The sequence below is a fragment of the Kitasatospora sp. NPDC053308 genome, from assembly GCF_055585785.1.
On the sequence record NZ_JBVJJY010000002.1, the window covers coordinates 590,635 to 605,982 of the forward strand.

Consider the following 15,348-nt stretch of genomic DNA (forward strand, 5'->3'; position numbering starts at 1 on the left):
GGACTCGGTGGTGCCCGGGCTTGGTGGTGTCCGCCCCCGGTCGTGGGCCGCCCCGGTCGTGTCCGGCCGTCGGGGTGTCCGGCTGTCGGGTGTCCGGGGGGCCCCGGGAGGGGGGGCGACCTTCGGAGCATCCGCCCGGCGACGAACGGCGCCCTGACCGGCGCCGTTCGGGGCTACCGGCGCCGGTGGACCGCTTCGTAGCGTGGCGGGAACGACGACGACACGACGACGCGACGGCCCGAAAGGCCGTTCAGCCGAAGGGAGATGGCCCGATGGGGGGTGTGTCCGAAGGGGGCGGCGCTCCGACCGGCCCCGGCCCCGCCGCTGCGGTGGGTCGGGACGTCGGCCCGCGTACTGCGGTGCTGGCCGCCGCCACGAGCCCGCGCCCCGGCGCGGAGCAGCCGCGGTCCCCGTACCGCGCGATGGGGGACGCCGAGCGGTCCGCGCTCTGGCGCCAGCGGCTGCACGAGGCCGAGGCCGGGCTGACCCGGTACCTGGTGTCCCGCGGGGACGAACTGCACCTCACCGACTGGTTCGTCCTGCAGTCGGAGCTGTTCGCCGACCTGCCGGCACCGGACGCCCCGGCCGTCGAGTGGCAGCGGGTGTTCTTCCGCGACCAGGCGCTGATGGAGCGCTTCCTCGTCCTGCGCTACGGCGAGGAGGTCCTCGGCCACTGGGCCCGGTCCAACGCCGAGGTGCACCGCGAGGTCGAGCCCGACCACGGCCGGGGCGCCGCCGATCCCATCCACCGGATCGCCCGGCAGGCCGAACTGTACGGCTCCGACTACGAGTTCGACGACGACGCGCCGCCCGGCCCGGAGCACGCGGCGCTCACCATCACGCACTGCGCGATCTGGGACTACCGCGAGAAGGCCCGGCGCTCGGGCGTCCGGCTGACCCTCGCCTCGCCCTGCACCTACTGCACCGAGGCGCTGTCCGCCAACATCCGCGCCAAGGGCTACCGGCCCGCGCACCGGCTGACCCACGGCCCGACCGGCCACGGCTGCCGCTGGGAGTGCACGGCGGGGAGCGGGACCACCGCGCCCGCCTCGCCGGCCGGTGGAGCTTCGCCCGCACCGGCCGGTGCCGATTCGCCGACCGGTGTCGCTTCGCCGGCCGGCACCGCCTCGCCCGTCCTGCCCGCCGCCACCGACGAACCCGGGGAGTCCTGAGATGTGCGGAATCACCGGCTGGATCGACTGGGACGCCGACCTGCTCCAGCAGGCCCGGGCCGTCCGGGAGATGACCGCCACCCTGGCGTGCCGCGGCCCGGACGCCGACGGCCTCTGGCTGTCCCGGCACGCCGCCCTCGGCCACCGCCGGCTGTCCGTGATCGACCCGGACGGCGGCGCCCAGCCGCTCGCCGACCGGCCCGGCCCGGACCCGGCGGCCGTGCTCAGCTACAACGGCGAGCTGTACAACCACCGCGAGCTGCGCACCGAACTGGAGGCGCTCGGGCACGCCTTCCGGACCCGCTCGGACACCGAGGTCGTCCTGCGCGCCCACCTCCAGTGGGGCCGGGAGGCGCCGACCAGGTTCAACGGCATCTTCGCCTACGCCCTGTGGGACGCCCGGCGGGAGGAGCTGCTGCTGGTCCGCGACCACCTCGGCATCAAGCCGCTCCACTGGCACGCCCACCGCAGCGGCGTGCTGTTCGGCTCCGAGCCGAAGGCCGTCCTCGCCAACCCGCTGTTCCGCGCCGAACTGGACGCCGAGGGCATCGCCGAGCTGTTCGCGCTGCCCGCCGCGCCGAGCGCCGGCCACGGGATCTTCCGCGGTCTGCACGAGGTCCGGCCGGGCCACCTGGTGGTGGTGAGGCGCTCCGTCACGCGTGAAGTCCGGTACTGGCGGCTGGAGTCCGCCGAGCACCGGGACGACGCCGCGACCACCCGGCGCACCGTGCGCGAGCTGCTCGCCGACGCCGTCGAGCGGCAGCTGATCAGCGACGTGCCGCTGTGCACCCTGCTCTCGGGCGGCGTCGACTCCAGCGCCGTCACCGCGCTGGCGGCCGCCGCCCGCGAACGGGCCGGGCACGGCAAGATCACCAGCTTCTCGGTCGACTTCCCCGGCAGCGCCGACCGCACCCCCGACGCCTGGCGGACCACGCGCGACGCCCCCTACGTGGAGGCCGCCGCCGAGCACATCGGCACCCTGCACACCACCGTGCTGGTCCCCGACGACGACCTGCTGGACGCCCGCGACGCCGTCCTGCGAGCCCGCGACCGCCCCGGCTGGGGCGAGATGGACGCCTCGCTGCACCTGCTCTTCCGCGAGGTGCGACGGCGCTCCACCGTCGCCCTCTCCGGCGAGGCCGCGGACGAGATCTTCGGCGGCTACCCGTACTTCCACGACGCCGACGCGCTCGCCGCCCCGACCTTCCCCTGGCTGCACGGCAGGGCCACCCCGGCGGACCTGCTGCGCCCGGACGTCCGGGCCCAGGTGCGCCCCGAGGAGTACACCGCGGCCGCCTATCGGCGCTCGCTCGGCGAAGTGCCGCGCCTGCGCGGCGAGTCGGCCGGCGACGCGCGCGTCCGCGAGGTCTTCCACCTCGCGCTCACCCGCTGGCTGCCCCCGCTGCTGGACCGGGTGGACCGGGTGTCGATGTCGGTCGGCCTGGAGGTCCGGGTGCCGTTCTGCGACCACCGCCTGGTGGAGTACCTGTGGAACGTCCCCTGGGCGCTCAAGGCGCCGGACGGCCGGTCCAAGGGCCTGCTCCGCGACGCCGTACGGGACCTGCTGCCACCGCAGGTCACCGACCGGCCCAAGAGCGGCTACCCCTCCACCCCCGCCGTCCGCTACACCGAGGTGCTCACCGCCCGCGCGCGGGAGCTGCTGGCCGACCCGAACGCGCCGGTGTTCGAGCTGGTCGACCGCGGGACGGTCCGCCGGCTGCTCGCCGAGGGCCGTCCGCTGCCCAGTCCGCGCACCGCGCCGAACCCGGTCGGCGGCCTCGACCACCTGGTCCAGGTCGACGAGTGGCTGCGCGCCTACCGGGTGGGGCTGCGATGAGCGGGGCCGCACCGGCCGCACGGGACGTGCGGGTGGCGGAAGGTCTCGCCGGGCAGGCCACCGAAGAGGACTTCCGGGCCGCCTCCCGGGGCTGGACCAGCGGGGTCGCCGTGGTCACCACCCGGGCGGGCGAGGAGGTCTTCGCCAAGACGGTCTCCTCCTTCAGCACCCTCTCCCTCGACCCGCTGCTGGTCACCGTCGCGGTCGGCCGGCACAGCCCCCTGGTGACCGCCGTCAGGGCCGCCGGACGGTTCGGCCTGTCGGTCCTGACGGACCGTCAGGAAAGCGTCGCGCGGCGGTTCGCCGCCCCCGGCGCCGGGCGGGCGCTCGGCGCCTTCACGGCCGTACCGATGGGGACGGCCGCCACCGGGGCGCCGCTCGTCGAGTCCGCCCTGGCCTGGTTCGACTGCCGGCTGCACGCCGCCCTGCCGGGCGGCGACCACACCCTGCTGGTCGGCCGGGTCGCCGCCGCGGCCCGCGGCGACGGCGCACCCCTCCTCTACCACGACGGCCGGTACCGCGTACTGGCCCCGAACCCCCTCACCACCACCGGAGTTGGCGCATGACACTGCTGGACACCGCCACCGGTCGCGGCGCGCCCGCCACCGCCCGAGGCCTGCTCACCGGCGACCGCTACCGGGCCGAACTCGACGACGGCCGCGAGCTCTACCTCGACGGCCGACGGATCACCGACCCCGCCGAGCACCCCGCCTTCCGGCCGGCCGTCGACGAACTGGCCCGGCTGCTCGACCTCCAGCACCACCCCGAGCACCGCGACCTGCTCACCTGGAAGGACCCGGACAGCGGACTGCGACTGGCCCGCGCCTACCAGCCCCCGCGCACCCTGGACGACCTCCGGCTCCAGCGCCGCAGCGCGGAGTTCTGGCACGCCGAGGCCCTCGGGCAGCAGGGCCGCTCGCCCGCCTTCATGGCCTCCATCGCCGTCGGCGTGTACGACTTCCGGCACCGCCTGGCCGAGGCCGACCCGCGCTTCGGCGCCAACGCCGAAGCCTGGTACCGCCACTGCGCGACCAACGACCTGGTCCTCTCGCACGCCCTCGGCGACCCGCAGATCGACCGCTCCGCGAACCCGCTCGACGACCCGGACCTCGCCCTGCGGGTCGTCGAGGAGAACGACCGGGGCATCGTGGTGCGCGGCGCCAAACAGCTCACCACCCTCGCGCCGCTCGCCCACGAGGTGCTGGTCTACCTCTCGGCCTCCTTCACCGAGGGCCGCGGCGAGCAGTTCGTGACCTGGTTCGCCCTGCCGCTCAACACCCCCGGCCTGGTCACGCTCGCCCGCGAACCGCTCGGCAGCGCTCCCTGGGGCCACGCCCACCCGCTCGGCGCGCGGTACGACGAGCAGGACGCGATGCTCTTCTTCGACGACGTCCTGGTGCCCTGGGAGCGCGTCTTCCTGCTGCGCGACGCCGGCCTCGCCCGGCTCGGCCTCGGCCGGATCAACGCCTGGAGCGCCTACGTCGGCCACATCCGCTACCGCGAGCGGCTGCGCACCCTGCTCGCCACCGCCACCCTCGTGGCGGAGTCGATCGGGGTGGACGGCTTCCGCAACATCCAGGAGGACCTCGGCCGCCTGGCCGGCTTCGCCGAGCTCACCGAGTACTTCCTGGACGCCGCCGAGGCCCGCGGCGGGCTCACCGACGGCGGCCTGTTCGCGCCCGGCGACACCGCCGCCTCCCGGGTCTGGTCGGCCGAGGTGGCCGGCAGCGCCGTGGAGATCGTCCGCCGGATCGGAGCCTCGGGACTGCTGATCCAGCCCACCGCCGCCGACCTCGACAACCCCCGGCTGCGCCCGCACCTGGACCGCTACATGCGCGGACGCGGCATCGACGCCGAACGCAAGTCCCGGCTGTTCCGCATCGCCTGGGAGCTCACCGGCGACGGCTTCGGCCAGCGCCAGGACCTCTACGAGTACGTCCACCGCGGCGACCTGACCCGCAACCGGATCAACATCTTCAAGCGGTACGACCAGAGCGAGGCCCGCGCACGCCTGCTGCACCTGGTCGACGACCGGCCCGCCGCCGTCGAGGAGGAGCAGGAATGAGCACGTCCGCCGTCGAGGAGGAGCAGCAGTGAGCACGTCCGCCGTCGAGATCCAGGCCCGCACCCTCGCCGGGTACGCCGACGCCAGCCGGCTGCGCCAGGTCCAGGACCGGGACTGGGTGCTCGACCAGGTCACCGGCGCCCCCGAGACCCTGATCGACCTGGGCAGCGGCATCGGCCAACTGCTGCAGGAGGCACTGGAACGCTTCCCCGGCCTGCGCCGAGCGGTCGGCCTGGAGCGCTCCGAGCACCGGATCGCCGAGGCCGCCGCCCGGCTGCGGCCGTACGGGGAGCGGGTCGCCCTGCACCCGGCGGACCTCACCGCGCCCGAGCCGCTGCCGTACCGCGCCGAGGTGATCACCCAGACCTCGGTGCTGCACTGGCTGTACCCGGACGAGGAGCGGATCTTCGCCTGGGCCGCCGCCCACCTCGCCCCCGGCGGCCGCTTCCTGCTCACCACCTACCACCCCGCCCGGGACGCGCACGGCCTCGGCGGAGAGGACGAGCTGGTCCGCGACGCCCTGGTGGCCCTCGGCACCCCGCAGGAGGAGGTGCCGGCCCTGTTCGCGCGCGGCGGGGTGCTGCCGATCGCGACCCGCACCAGGACCGTCGAGGACCTCACGGCGCTCCTCGGGCCGCACCTGGCGGTGGCCGGTCACCGGGAGCGCGACGCCGTCGTCACCGTGGACAGCGCCGCGCAGTACGAGCACTTCCACGCCGCCACCTTCGGCGACTACTACAGCCGCCTGGTGCCGGAGGAGCAGCGGGCCGCGTTCTTCCACGCCGTCGGCGAGAGCGCCTGGCAGCGGCAGCGGGAGCGCGGGCACGTCAGCCACATGCCGGTCCGGCTCTGGACGCTGGTCGCCCGATAGGGTTCTTCTCCCCTCAGGGGCGGCCTCCCGTTAACAGTGTGTGTAGCCCGCCGCTCATCCCTGGGACGAGCGGCGGGCCACGCCTACGCTGGGGCCTGTCCCAGAAACCGCAGCACCGACCACGGCCGAGGAGCCACCGTGTCAACTCCCCCCGCCGGACGGGAACTCGGCGCCTTCCTGCGCGCCCACCGCGAACTCCTCAAGCCCGCCGACGTGGGCCTCACCGCCACCACCCGCCGCCGTACCCCCGGCCTGCGCCGGGAGGAGGTCGCCTCGCTCTCCGGCGTCGGACTGGCCTGGTACACCTGGGTCGAGCAGGGGAGGGTCGCCGCCTCCCGGCAGGTGCTGGAGGCGATCGCCCGGGTGCTCAAGCTGGACGACGCCGGCCTGCGGCACGCCCTGCGCCTGGCCGGCTTCCACGAGCCGGCACCGGTCGGCGGCTCGGACGGCGAGGACCGCGTCGTCCGAGCCATCCAGCCCGTCCTCGACTCCTGGCCCGTCAGCCCGGCCGTCCTGCTGGACCGCCACTTCGACCTGCGCGGCTGGAACGCGGCGTGGGCGGCGCTCTGGGGCTCGCCCGAGTTCGTGCCCGCGGACCGCCGCAACCTGATGTGGGTGATGGCCGCCGACCGGCGGGTGCGCGCGGTGCTGCGGGACTGGGAGCCGCTCGCGATGAACGTCTTCCAGCACTTCCGCGCCCAGGCCGGCCCCGCCCTGGCCGAGCCGCGCACCGGCGAGGTCTACCGCCGCCTGGACGAGGACGCGCCGGAGCTCCGCCACTGGTGGGGCTGCCACTCGGTGGCGGAGCTGACCGTCCGTACCGTCACCGTGGAGCCGGCCGGCCTCGGCCCCGTCCGGCTGACCCTGTCCTCCTTCCACCCGGTGGACGATCCCTCGGCGACCGTCCTGCTGTTCACGCCGACCGACGCCGCCGACCGGGCGCGGATGTCCGAACTGGTCGAGAACCCGCTGCGCGCGGTCGGCGGCGTGGAGGGGGAGCGGAGGGTCGGTTGAGCGGGGCGTCGGCCGGGCCAGGTGTCGGCCGGGCGGGTCGTCGGTTGGGCCAGGTGTCGGCCGAGCGGCCCTCAGGCGTCGGTCGCGGGCGTCGTCGCGCCGGCCCTGCGCAGTCCCACGCTCACCGCCAGGCCGCCCAGCGCCGCCACCAGCGCCAGCCCGGCGCCGATCAGCAGCGTGCCGTCCGCGACGTCGCCGAAGGCGCCCACCGCCCAGGCGCCGACCCCGGTGCCCGCGTACATGGTCGAGGTCAGCCACGCGCTGGAGGTCGCCCGCAGCTCCGGCGCGATGGTGCCCGCCAGGGTCTGCTGGTCCGTCACGAAGCCGCCCGAGGCGACGAACCAGAGCGTCACCCCGGCCAGCGCGAGCACCAGGCCCGGCCCGGTGGCCGCCACCGCGACGCCCACCGCCAGCAGCAGGCCCCACAGCGGCAGCAGCGGAAGGTCCGAGCGCCCCGCCGTCCTGGCCCGGTCACCGAGCCGCCCGCCCAGCAGCGAGCCGGTCATGCTGCCCGCACCGACCAGCACGCCGACCAGTCCGAGTGCCTGCACGGACAGGTCGAAGCGCTGCACCAGCAGTGCGCCGAGGAAGGTGTAGGCGCCCAGATTGGCCGTGTGGAAGACGGTGTTGACCAGCAGCGCCCGGCGCAGCGTCGGATCGGCCCAGCCCGCCAGGATCGCCCGGACGGCCCCCACCCGCGCCGCCGGAGCCGGCGCCGTACTCCGCCCGACCTGACGCAGCAGCAGCGGCACGGCCGCGGCCGTCCCGATCGCCAGCGCCCAGAACGCCGAACGCCACCCCGCCAGCCCGGCCAGGAAGCCGCCCAGCGGCACCCCGATCACCTGGCCGAGCGAGAACAGCGCCATGCCGAGTCCGAGCGCCCGCCCGCGCACCGCCTCCGGAGCGGTCTCCGCGATGTGCGCCCAGATCGCCGGCCCGGCGGCGGCCGCCGCCAGCCCGGCCACCGCCCGGGAGACCACCAGCAGCGTCAGCCCGGTGGACAGCGCCGCCGCCGCGTTCGACACCACGAACAGCAACGTGCCCGCCAGCAGGGTGCGGCGGCGGCCCAGCCGATCGCTCAGCAACCCGAGGAACGGCGCCGCGACGGCGTACACCAGCACGTAGGCCGTGACGCTGGACGCGGCGGCCGCCTCACTGGTGTGGACCGAGTCCGCGATGGTCGGCAGCAGCGGCGAGACCAGGAAGGTCTCGGTGCCGAACAGGAACAGCAGGAGGAACACCCCGGCGTACCGCCACCGGTCGAAACCCCCGGCCGGCGCGGGCAGTTCGGGAACGTCCTCGGCCCGGTCGGAGGGCCGGGGCGGATCGGAGATGCTGCTCACGGCGAAGTACCACCTTCACGTACGGGGACGCGGCCGGGCCCTCGGACGGCAGGCGCAGGCGGCCGCGACGGCTGACGGGACGTCCGATGCGGCCATCCTGCGGACCGGCGCGGCGGGCAACCAGACAGGCGGTGATCCTGTGAGTCCGGGTCACAGGCTGAGCGGGCCGGCCCCTCCCCGGGGTGGCTGCCTCCCGGGTGGCCTCCTCCCGGGAGGGGCGGCGGCGACGCGGACCGGCTGCGCCTACCCGGCCACCGGCTGCGTGTCTACCGTCCCGCTTCGCCGCCGTCCGTCCGGCGGGCCAGCAGCGCGCGGAGGGCGTCGGCGACGAGGCCCGGCTCCTCCTCGGCCATGAAGTGGCCGCACCGCACGGTGCGGTGGACCAGGTCCGGGGCCCAGGCGCGCCAGCGGGCGGCGGCGTCGAAGCCGAGGGCGGCGCCCCAGTCCTGCTGGAGGACGGTGACGGGCATCCGCAGCCGGTTGCCGCGGGTGAGGTCGGCGGTGTCGTGGGTGACGTCGATGCCGGCCGTGGCGCGGAAGTCGGCCACGATGGACGGAACGGCCGCGCGGCAGGCGGCCAGGTAGTGGGCTCGCACGTCGGCGGGGATCGCGGCGGGGTCGGCGGACCAGAGGTCGAGGAAGTACCCGAAGAAGTCGTCGGCGACCGCCCCGATCATCCGCTCCGGGAGCCCCGGCGGCTGGGCCATCAGGTAGAGGTGGAAGCCGACGGCGGCCGAGGCGCCCCGCATCACCTCCCAGGTGTCGAGGGTCGGCAGCACGTCCAGCGAGGCCAGGTGGGTGACCCGCCCGGGGTGGTCCAGGGCCGCGCGGAAGGCGACCAGCGCGCCCCGGTCGTGCCCGGCCAGCGCGAAGCGGTCGTGGCCGAGCGCGGCGGCCAGGGCGACGATGTCGGCGGCCATGGTGCGCTTGGCGTAGGCGAGGCCGTCGGCGGTCTCGGCGGGCTTGTCGCTGGCGCCGTAGCCGCGCAGGTCGGGGCAGATCACGGTGTGGTCGGCGGCGAGGTCGGCGGCGACGTGCCGCCACATCAGGTGGGTCTGCGGGAAGCCGTGCAGCAGGACGACCGGGCTGCCCTGGCCGCCGACCGCCGTGTGCAGGACGACCCCGTCGGCGACGGGCACGCGTCGCTGCTCGAAGCCCGGAATGGTGACGGAGGCGCCGGGCACGGCGACGGCAGGGTCGGGCGCTGCGCCGGCAGGGCCGGGAGCTGCCGTGGTAGGGCCGGGAACGGCGGCGGCAGGGCCGGGAACGGTGGGGTGCATGGCGGAGCCTCTCGCTCGGGGAACGACACCACGAGCCTGCCCGGCGCGGATCAGCAATCGATCAGCGCGATAGCCTGACCAGCGCGAACGCTGAACACGTCGCGGAACACGTCGCGGAACACGTCGACCGGAGGCAGGGGCACGATGGCGCAGGTCACCTTCGGCGTGCTCGGCCCGCTGACCGCCGAGCGGGACGGCACCGCCCTCGCCCTGAAGGGCCCCCGGCACCGCTCCGTGCTGGCCCGGCTGATCGTCGCCCGCCGCCGCGTCGTCCCCGTCGCCCGTTTCGTCGACGACCTGTGGAGCGATCCGCCGCCCGCCGCCGTCGGCGCGCTGCGCACCTTCGTGGCCGACCTGCGCCGCGTGCTCGAACCCGAGCGGCCGCCCCGCGCCCCCGCCCGCCTGCTGGCCACCGAGGGGCCCGGCTACGTCCTGCGCCCGGAGCCGCGGGCCGTGGACGCCTGGCGGTTCGAGACGGCCGTCACGGAGGCGGTGGGCCTGCCCGCCGAACGGGTGCTGCCCCTCCTCGACCGGGCCCTCGCACTGTGGCGCGGCCCCGCCTACGCCGACCACACCGAGGCGGACTGGGCCCGCGCCGAACGGACCCGGCTCACCGAACTGCGCCTGCGGGCGGTCGAGCAGCGGGCCGCGGCACTGCTCGCGCTCGGCCGCGCCGAGCAGGCCGTCCCGGACCTGCGCGCCCACCTCGCCGACCACCCCTGGCGCGAGGAGGCCTGGCGGCTGCTGGCCCTCGCCCAGTACCGGACGGGCCGCCAGGGCGAGGCCCTGGCCGCACTGCGCGAGGCCCGGGCGGCCCTCGCGGACGGCCTCGGCCTCGACCCCGGCCGGGCGCTGCGCCGACTGGAGGCGGACATCCTCGCCCAGGCCCCGGAACTCGACCCGCCCGCCGACGCACCCGCGGCCCGGCTGTGGCACCAGGCGGCGACGGCGTACGACCGGACGGTGGCGCTCGGCGCGCGGGCGCGCCTGGAGACCACGGTGGGCCTGATCCGCAGCCTCGCCGTGACCGGCGGCGACGGCCTGCACGCGGCCCGCGACCAGCGGCTGGCGGTCATCGCCGGTGCCGAGGAGTACGGGGATCCGGAGCTCACCGCCCGGGTGATCGGCGCGTTCGACGTCCCCGCGATCTGGACCCGCAGCGACGATCCCGACCAGGCGGCCCGGGTGGTCGCCGCCGCCGAGCGCACCCTGGCCGCACTGCCCGCCGGCGACGAAGCCGCCCGCTGCCGCCTGCTCGCGGTGATCGCTCTGGAGTCGCGCGGCACCCGCGCACCGCGGGCCCCGCGCGCGGCGCGCGAGGCGGAGGGGATCGCCCGCCGGCTGGGCGATCCGGCGCTGCTCGCCTTCGCGCTGAACGGGCGCTTCATGCAGTCCTGCACCCGGGCCGGAATGGCGGCCGAACGCGCCGCGATCGGAACCGAGTTGGTGGATCTGGCGGCCCGGCACGGCCTGACCGTCCACGAGGTGCTCGGACACCTGATCCGGCTCCAGTCCAGCTGCGCGCCGGCCGACTTCGCGGCCGCCGACCGGCACGCTGCCGCCGCCGACGAACTGTCGGACCGTCACGAACTGCCCCTGGTCGGGGTGTTCACCGACTGGTACCGGGCCCTGCGCTCGGCGGTCCAGGGGCGCACCGCCGAAGCCGAGGCGGCCTACCGTGCGGCGGCCGCGGGCCTCGTCGGAGCGGGCATGCCGGGCCTGGAGACCGGCCTGCTGCCGCTCGCCCTGCTCGCGCTGCGCATCGCCGGGGGAAGCCGACGGCCTCCGGTGGACCTGGAGCAGGACTGGGGTCCGTACCGGCCCTGGGCCGCCCCCTTCGCCCTCCTGGCGGCCGGGGACCGCGCCGGGGCACGGGACGCCCTGCGGGCGCTTCCGGAACCGCCCGCCGACCTGCTGTACGAGGCGTGCTGCTGCCTGGAGGCCGTGCTCGCCGTCGAGCTCTCCGACCGCGCATCGATGGTCCGCGCGCGCGAACGGCTGCTGCCCGCGGCCGGTGAACTGGCGGGCGCGGGGAGTGGGCTGCTGACCCTGGGCCCGGTCGACCACCACCTCGCGGCCCTCACCACGGCCCTGCGGGAACACTCGCTCCCGGACCTCGGTCGTTTCTGACGATCCCGTCGCGGTGGGGCTCGTCGTCCGGGGTCAGGCCGGGACGCGGGAGTGCCAGTAGGTGAACTGCTGCAGCGGGTCGCCGAGGAGGTTCCACGGCCAGGCGGTGACGGTGCCGTCGATCCGGCGGAACACCTCGGCGGTCTCGCCCGGGCGGCCGGCCTGGATCAGGGCGAAGGCCAGCAGGTTGAGGTCGGCCGGGGCCGCCGCGTGTTCCAGTCCGCCGGGCCGGGACCACTCGCGCAGGGCGGTGTCGAGCGCGGTGACCGCGCGGGCGTGCGTCCACTGGCGGCGGACCAGCAGCGCCTCGACGCCGCCGCCCGCGGTGGTACGGGCGTGCTCGTCCACCAGGGCGGTGAGCTCCACCACGGCCGCCGGAGCGGTCGGGGGAGTCGAGGAGCGGACGGTGTCCACGAAGTTGAGCTGGGCGCTGCGGGAGCCGCACTCCTCGGGCGAGAGGTAGCGCAGCATCTGCAGGTGGGCCTCGCGGTTCCACGGGTCGCGTGCGGTGATCTCGTTCCAGACGGCGAGGGCGTCGCGCGATTCGGCGCGGATCAGGCGCAGGATTCCGAGCAGCACGACCCAGGGCGTCGGATCCTCGGGCGCGAGCTCGGCCGCGCGGTAGCAGTGGTCGGCCGCCGAACGGGGGTCTTCCATCCGCCCCGCGTGCCGGCCGCGGAACAGTTCGACCCACGCCTCGAATATCTGCGCGTCCGGATTCTGCGGGCGCCGCAGACGCCAGCTGCGCGCGAGCGACGAAGGCGCGGCCGCCTCGGCGAGGACGGCGAAACGGTGCCCGCGTCGGTCCCAGTCCGCGCCGGTCTCCCGCAGCAGCCGTTCGACCTGGTCGACCTGGATGGAATTCTGACCAGGCAGGCCCGGCGACTTGAGCTGTCGCCGGACGCGGCCGAGGTCGACGTCGTCGAGCTCGGGGCGCAGGCTGGGGCCGGAGGAGCGGATTCTTCGGAAGAGCGACACGGGCGCAGCTTAGGGCCCGGGGTGAATTTCGGACAGACCCCGGAATGGAATATTCAGGTTGCCGGGAATGCGGTGAACCTACCGCTCCGTACGGCGATCGAGCGCGGGGGCCCGGTCGGGGTGGTGCCCGCCCTCTGACCTCCGGAGGGAGGGGGGTGAATCCCGGAGTCCGCCATTCCCGCCCTCGGTTCCCGAGGGCGGGGGCGCGGCGGAGATTCCGGGTGGGGGTGGCCGGATGCGGGTGGTAGAGCGGTGGCTGGAATCAGGCTGCGGCGAGGCGATCCGCCCGCCCAGGTAGCGCTGGGTAGAGATGACATGTACTCTGCGTGTCGCTGGTTGAACAAAGGATACGGGCCCGGCCGCTGCTCCGTGGGGGGAGTCGCGGTCAGGCCCGGTGGCCGGCTGGGGCCCGGTGGGACTCGTGGGGGAGTCGCCGCCGGGCCCGTCGCCGAATACCGTTGGTATGCCCGCCCGGCCGGCGGCCCAGACCTGACAATCGTCCAGTGGGAGGACCGTTTCGGGGACATCCGTCCAGCGTCGGACGAACAGCCGTGTGGCGAGGAGGGTGTGATGCTACGTCAGCGCATCGGGCGGCAGAGCAGGGCGTCCGGGACGCCGTAGTGCAGCCACTTCCAGGTGTAGGCGACGCCCGCCAGGTACTCGTCGTCGGCGCACTGGCCCTTGTAGGAGCCGGGCGCCCAGTCGCTGCCCGTCGAGCCGCCGCCGGCGGGCCGGTTGTCGCCGTGGTCGAACCACACGCCGCGACCGCCGGTCGGCAGCGCCGCGGCCGCCGGTGCGCAGAGCAGGGCGGACATCGCGTTGCCGTGCACGCTGTAGCCGACCGCGAACTGGCCGTCCGGGCACTGGAGTTTGTTGTAGCCGGAGGCCCAGTCGCCGCCGGTGACGTAGCGCTCGTCGGTGACGGTCGTCCAGCCGGCGCCGCCGGTCGCGGGCTCGCCGGAGTCCGTGCACAGGCCCCGGCTGCTGCCGCGGCCGAGGCCGGTCAGGCGCTGGCCGTCCGGGCAGTTGCCCTTCCGGTTGCCGCTGCTCCAGTCCGGCAGGGCGAGCATGCGCCGGGAGGCGTTCTGGTCGGCGTGGTCGAGGTCGAGCAGGTTCCAGTGGTCCACCGGGGCGACGGCCCCGGTGCGGGAGGGGGCGGTGACCAACCGGTTCCAGTACGGAGCGCGCCAGTCACCCGGATCCTCCAGGCTCAGTGACCGGCCGGCCGAGTCGTACGAGAGCAGCGCCCAACTGTCTTTCGGGACACCGGCGTTCTGCCAGCCGACCAGGGGCCACACGGCGAAGTCGGTGTCGTTCGCGGCCAGGATCGCGGTGAAGGCGTCGAACCACGCGTGTGCCTTGGCGTCGGTGTCGCCGCGGCCGCCGGCGCCGAACTCGCTGATCCACACCGGGGCGGTGAAGTGCTGCCCGGACCGGGTGACGAACAGGGCCTCGTCGTCGACCACCTGCGCCAACTGGTCGGGGGTGAAGTCCTGGTAGCGCGGGTCGCTGGTGGCACCGGGCCCGCCGGCCGCACCGGTGTTGGCCGGGCCGGTGTAGGCGTAGAAGTGCGCCGAGTAGACCAGCTTGCCGGAGTCGAGCAGGGTGTGCGAGAGGGTGCGGACCGGCGTGAGCATGGGGCGGCCGTGGCTGAACGGCGCGGCCGGGATGCCGTACCAGTTGATGCCCTCCATGATGATCAGCAGGTCGGGGTCGGCCTGGAGGATGCGGTTGCCGGCCTCCTCGAAGGCGGCGTACTCGTCGTGGCCGTCGCCCATGCCCCAGTTGGGGTCGTCCCAGGTGTCGCGGCGGACCTCGTTGCGCAGGTCGGCGCCGACCACCCGCTTGTTCGCCTTGTAGCGGCTCACCAGGAAGACCCAGTCGTCCTCCCACTGCTGGGTGGACTGACCGCTGTTCCAGCGCTCGTTGCCGTCCAGGCCGCAGCAGAACCGGTAGCTGGTGGTGTGGTTGTTCAGGATGACCGCGAAGCCGTCGTCGGTCAGCGCGGACACCACGGCGTCGTACACCTGCAGCGGGGTCCGGCCCCGCAACTGCGGGTTGGCGGCGACGGCGACGTCCGGGACGGGGGCGGTGTCGTGGATCATCGCGTTGGCGAAGGGCAACCGGATGCTGTTGACGCCGAGGCGGTGGAAACCGGCCAGGATGTCGGGGATCGGGGCGCGGTCCAGACCGAGCGGCAGGTTGTACGAGACCTGGCCGGCCTGGTTGTTCGCCGGGTCGGTGGTGGAGCCGCTGCCCTCCCACGTGCCCTGCGCCCCGGCCCAGTTGCCGGACCGCAGTTTGAACCGGTCGCCGGTGGCGTCGACGACGTACCGCCCCCGGGTGCTGAGCGGACCGGTCCAGGAGGCCGCCAGCTGGGGCCCGGTGAGCGCGACGGGGGCGGGCGCGGACGGAGCGGCGCCGGAGGGAGCGGCGGCGCCGGTCCCCGTCGTCATGGCGACGCACGCCAGCAGGGCTGCCCCCGCTGCCAGTGCGCGACGCACGAGCGTGTTCATGGTCGTCCCGAGTGAGTGAGGGAATGGATGACCATCATTCATTCCCCACGCGGCCGAGGGGAACTCCGCGTCGACGGCCCGGAGACGGGAGGAGTGCTTCCGGGAGGGGGAGGCCATCGAGGTGGTCGCGGGCCCCTCAGCG

Annotated in this window: 11 protein-coding genes; 7 read left to right on the plus strand and 4 right to left on the minus strand. The window is 75.2% G+C overall.

Going from position 1 to position 15,348, the window contains the following annotated elements; genetic code table 11:
• Positions 1–272 precede the first annotated feature (272 nt).
• From ACZ6Y7_RS07940 to ACZ6Y7_RS07965, 6 genes are all read left to right on the plus strand, one after another.
• Positions 273–1,172 carry a hypothetical protein gene (locus ACZ6Y7_RS07940; protein ID WP_465756968.1) on the plus strand — a complete coding sequence of 300 codons (900 nt, stop codon included), beginning with the start codon at positions 273–275 and terminating at the stop codon, positions 1,170–1,172.
• A gap of 1 nt (position 1,173) precedes the next feature.
• Positions 1,174–3,009, plus strand: a complete 1,836-nt coding sequence (gene asnB / locus ACZ6Y7_RS07945) for an asparagine synthase (glutamine-hydrolyzing) (protein ID WP_465756969.1) — start codon at positions 1,174–1,176, stop codon at positions 3,007–3,009.
• Positions 3,010–3,041: 32 nt separating this feature from the next.
• Positions 3,042–3,575 (plus strand): flavin reductase family protein, encoded by a 534-nt coding sequence (locus ACZ6Y7_RS07950; RefSeq protein WP_465756970.1) that lies wholly within the window; start codon positions 3,042–3,044, stop codon positions 3,573–3,575.
• Entirely contained in the window at positions 3,572–5,074 is a 1,503-nt protein-coding gene (locus ACZ6Y7_RS07955) for a 4-hydroxyphenylacetate 3-hydroxylase family protein (protein WP_465756971.1), read from the plus strand. Before ACZ6Y7_RS07950 ends, ACZ6Y7_RS07955 begins: the two co-directional genes overlap by 4 nt.
• Positions 5,075–5,102: 28 nt before the next feature.
• On the plus strand, positions 5,103–5,945 hold the full coding sequence (locus tag ACZ6Y7_RS07960) for a class I SAM-dependent methyltransferase (protein WP_465756972.1): 843 nt from the start codon (positions 5,103–5,105) through the stop codon (positions 5,943–5,945).
• Between the two features lie 138 nt (positions 5,946–6,083).
• Positions 6,084–6,959: a helix-turn-helix transcriptional regulator gene (locus tag ACZ6Y7_RS07965; protein WP_465756973.1), complete on the plus strand. Its 876-nt coding sequence runs from the start codon at positions 6,084–6,086 to the stop codon at positions 6,957–6,959.
• A gap of 71 nt (positions 6,960–7,030) precedes the next feature.
• Here the strand turns inward: ACZ6Y7_RS07965 and ACZ6Y7_RS07970 are convergent, their stop codons facing one another.
• Both ACZ6Y7_RS07970 and ACZ6Y7_RS07975 read right to left on the minus strand, forming a co-directional pair.
• Positions 7,031–8,302: an MFS transporter gene (locus ACZ6Y7_RS07970; protein WP_465756974.1), complete on the minus strand. Its 1,272-nt coding sequence runs from the start codon at positions 8,300–8,302 to the stop codon at positions 7,031–7,033.
• 266 nt (positions 8,303–8,568) lie between these two features.
• A complete protein-coding gene (locus tag ACZ6Y7_RS07975) occupies positions 8,569–9,582 on the minus strand; it encodes an alpha/beta fold hydrolase (RefSeq protein ID WP_465756975.1) in 1,014 nt (337 codons plus the stop codon).
• 144 nt (positions 9,583–9,726) lie between these two features.
• Here ACZ6Y7_RS07975 and ACZ6Y7_RS07980 point away from each other — a divergent pair, with 144 nt between their 5' ends.
• Positions 9,727–11,712 carry an AfsR/SARP family transcriptional regulator gene (locus tag ACZ6Y7_RS07980; RefSeq protein WP_465756976.1) on the plus strand — a complete coding sequence of 662 codons (1,986 nt, stop codon included), beginning with the start codon at positions 9,727–9,729 and terminating at the stop codon, positions 11,710–11,712.
• A 33-nt stretch (positions 11,713–11,745) separates the two neighbouring features.
• Here the strand turns inward: ACZ6Y7_RS07980 and ACZ6Y7_RS07985 are convergent, their stop codons facing one another.
• Together ACZ6Y7_RS07985 and ACZ6Y7_RS07990 are read right to left on the minus strand one after the other, a co-directional pair.
• Complete coding sequence (locus tag ACZ6Y7_RS07985) at positions 11,746–12,690, minus strand: tetratricopeptide repeat protein (protein WP_465756977.1); 945 nt, start codon at positions 12,688–12,690, stop codon at positions 11,746–11,748.
• 578 nt (positions 12,691–13,268) lie between these two features.
• Positions 13,269–15,206 carry a glycoside hydrolase family 5 protein gene (locus tag ACZ6Y7_RS07990; protein ID WP_465756978.1) on the minus strand — a complete coding sequence of 646 codons (1,938 nt, stop codon included), beginning with the start codon at positions 15,204–15,206 and terminating at the stop codon, positions 13,269–13,271.
• Between the last annotated feature and the right edge of the window lie 142 nt (positions 15,207–15,348).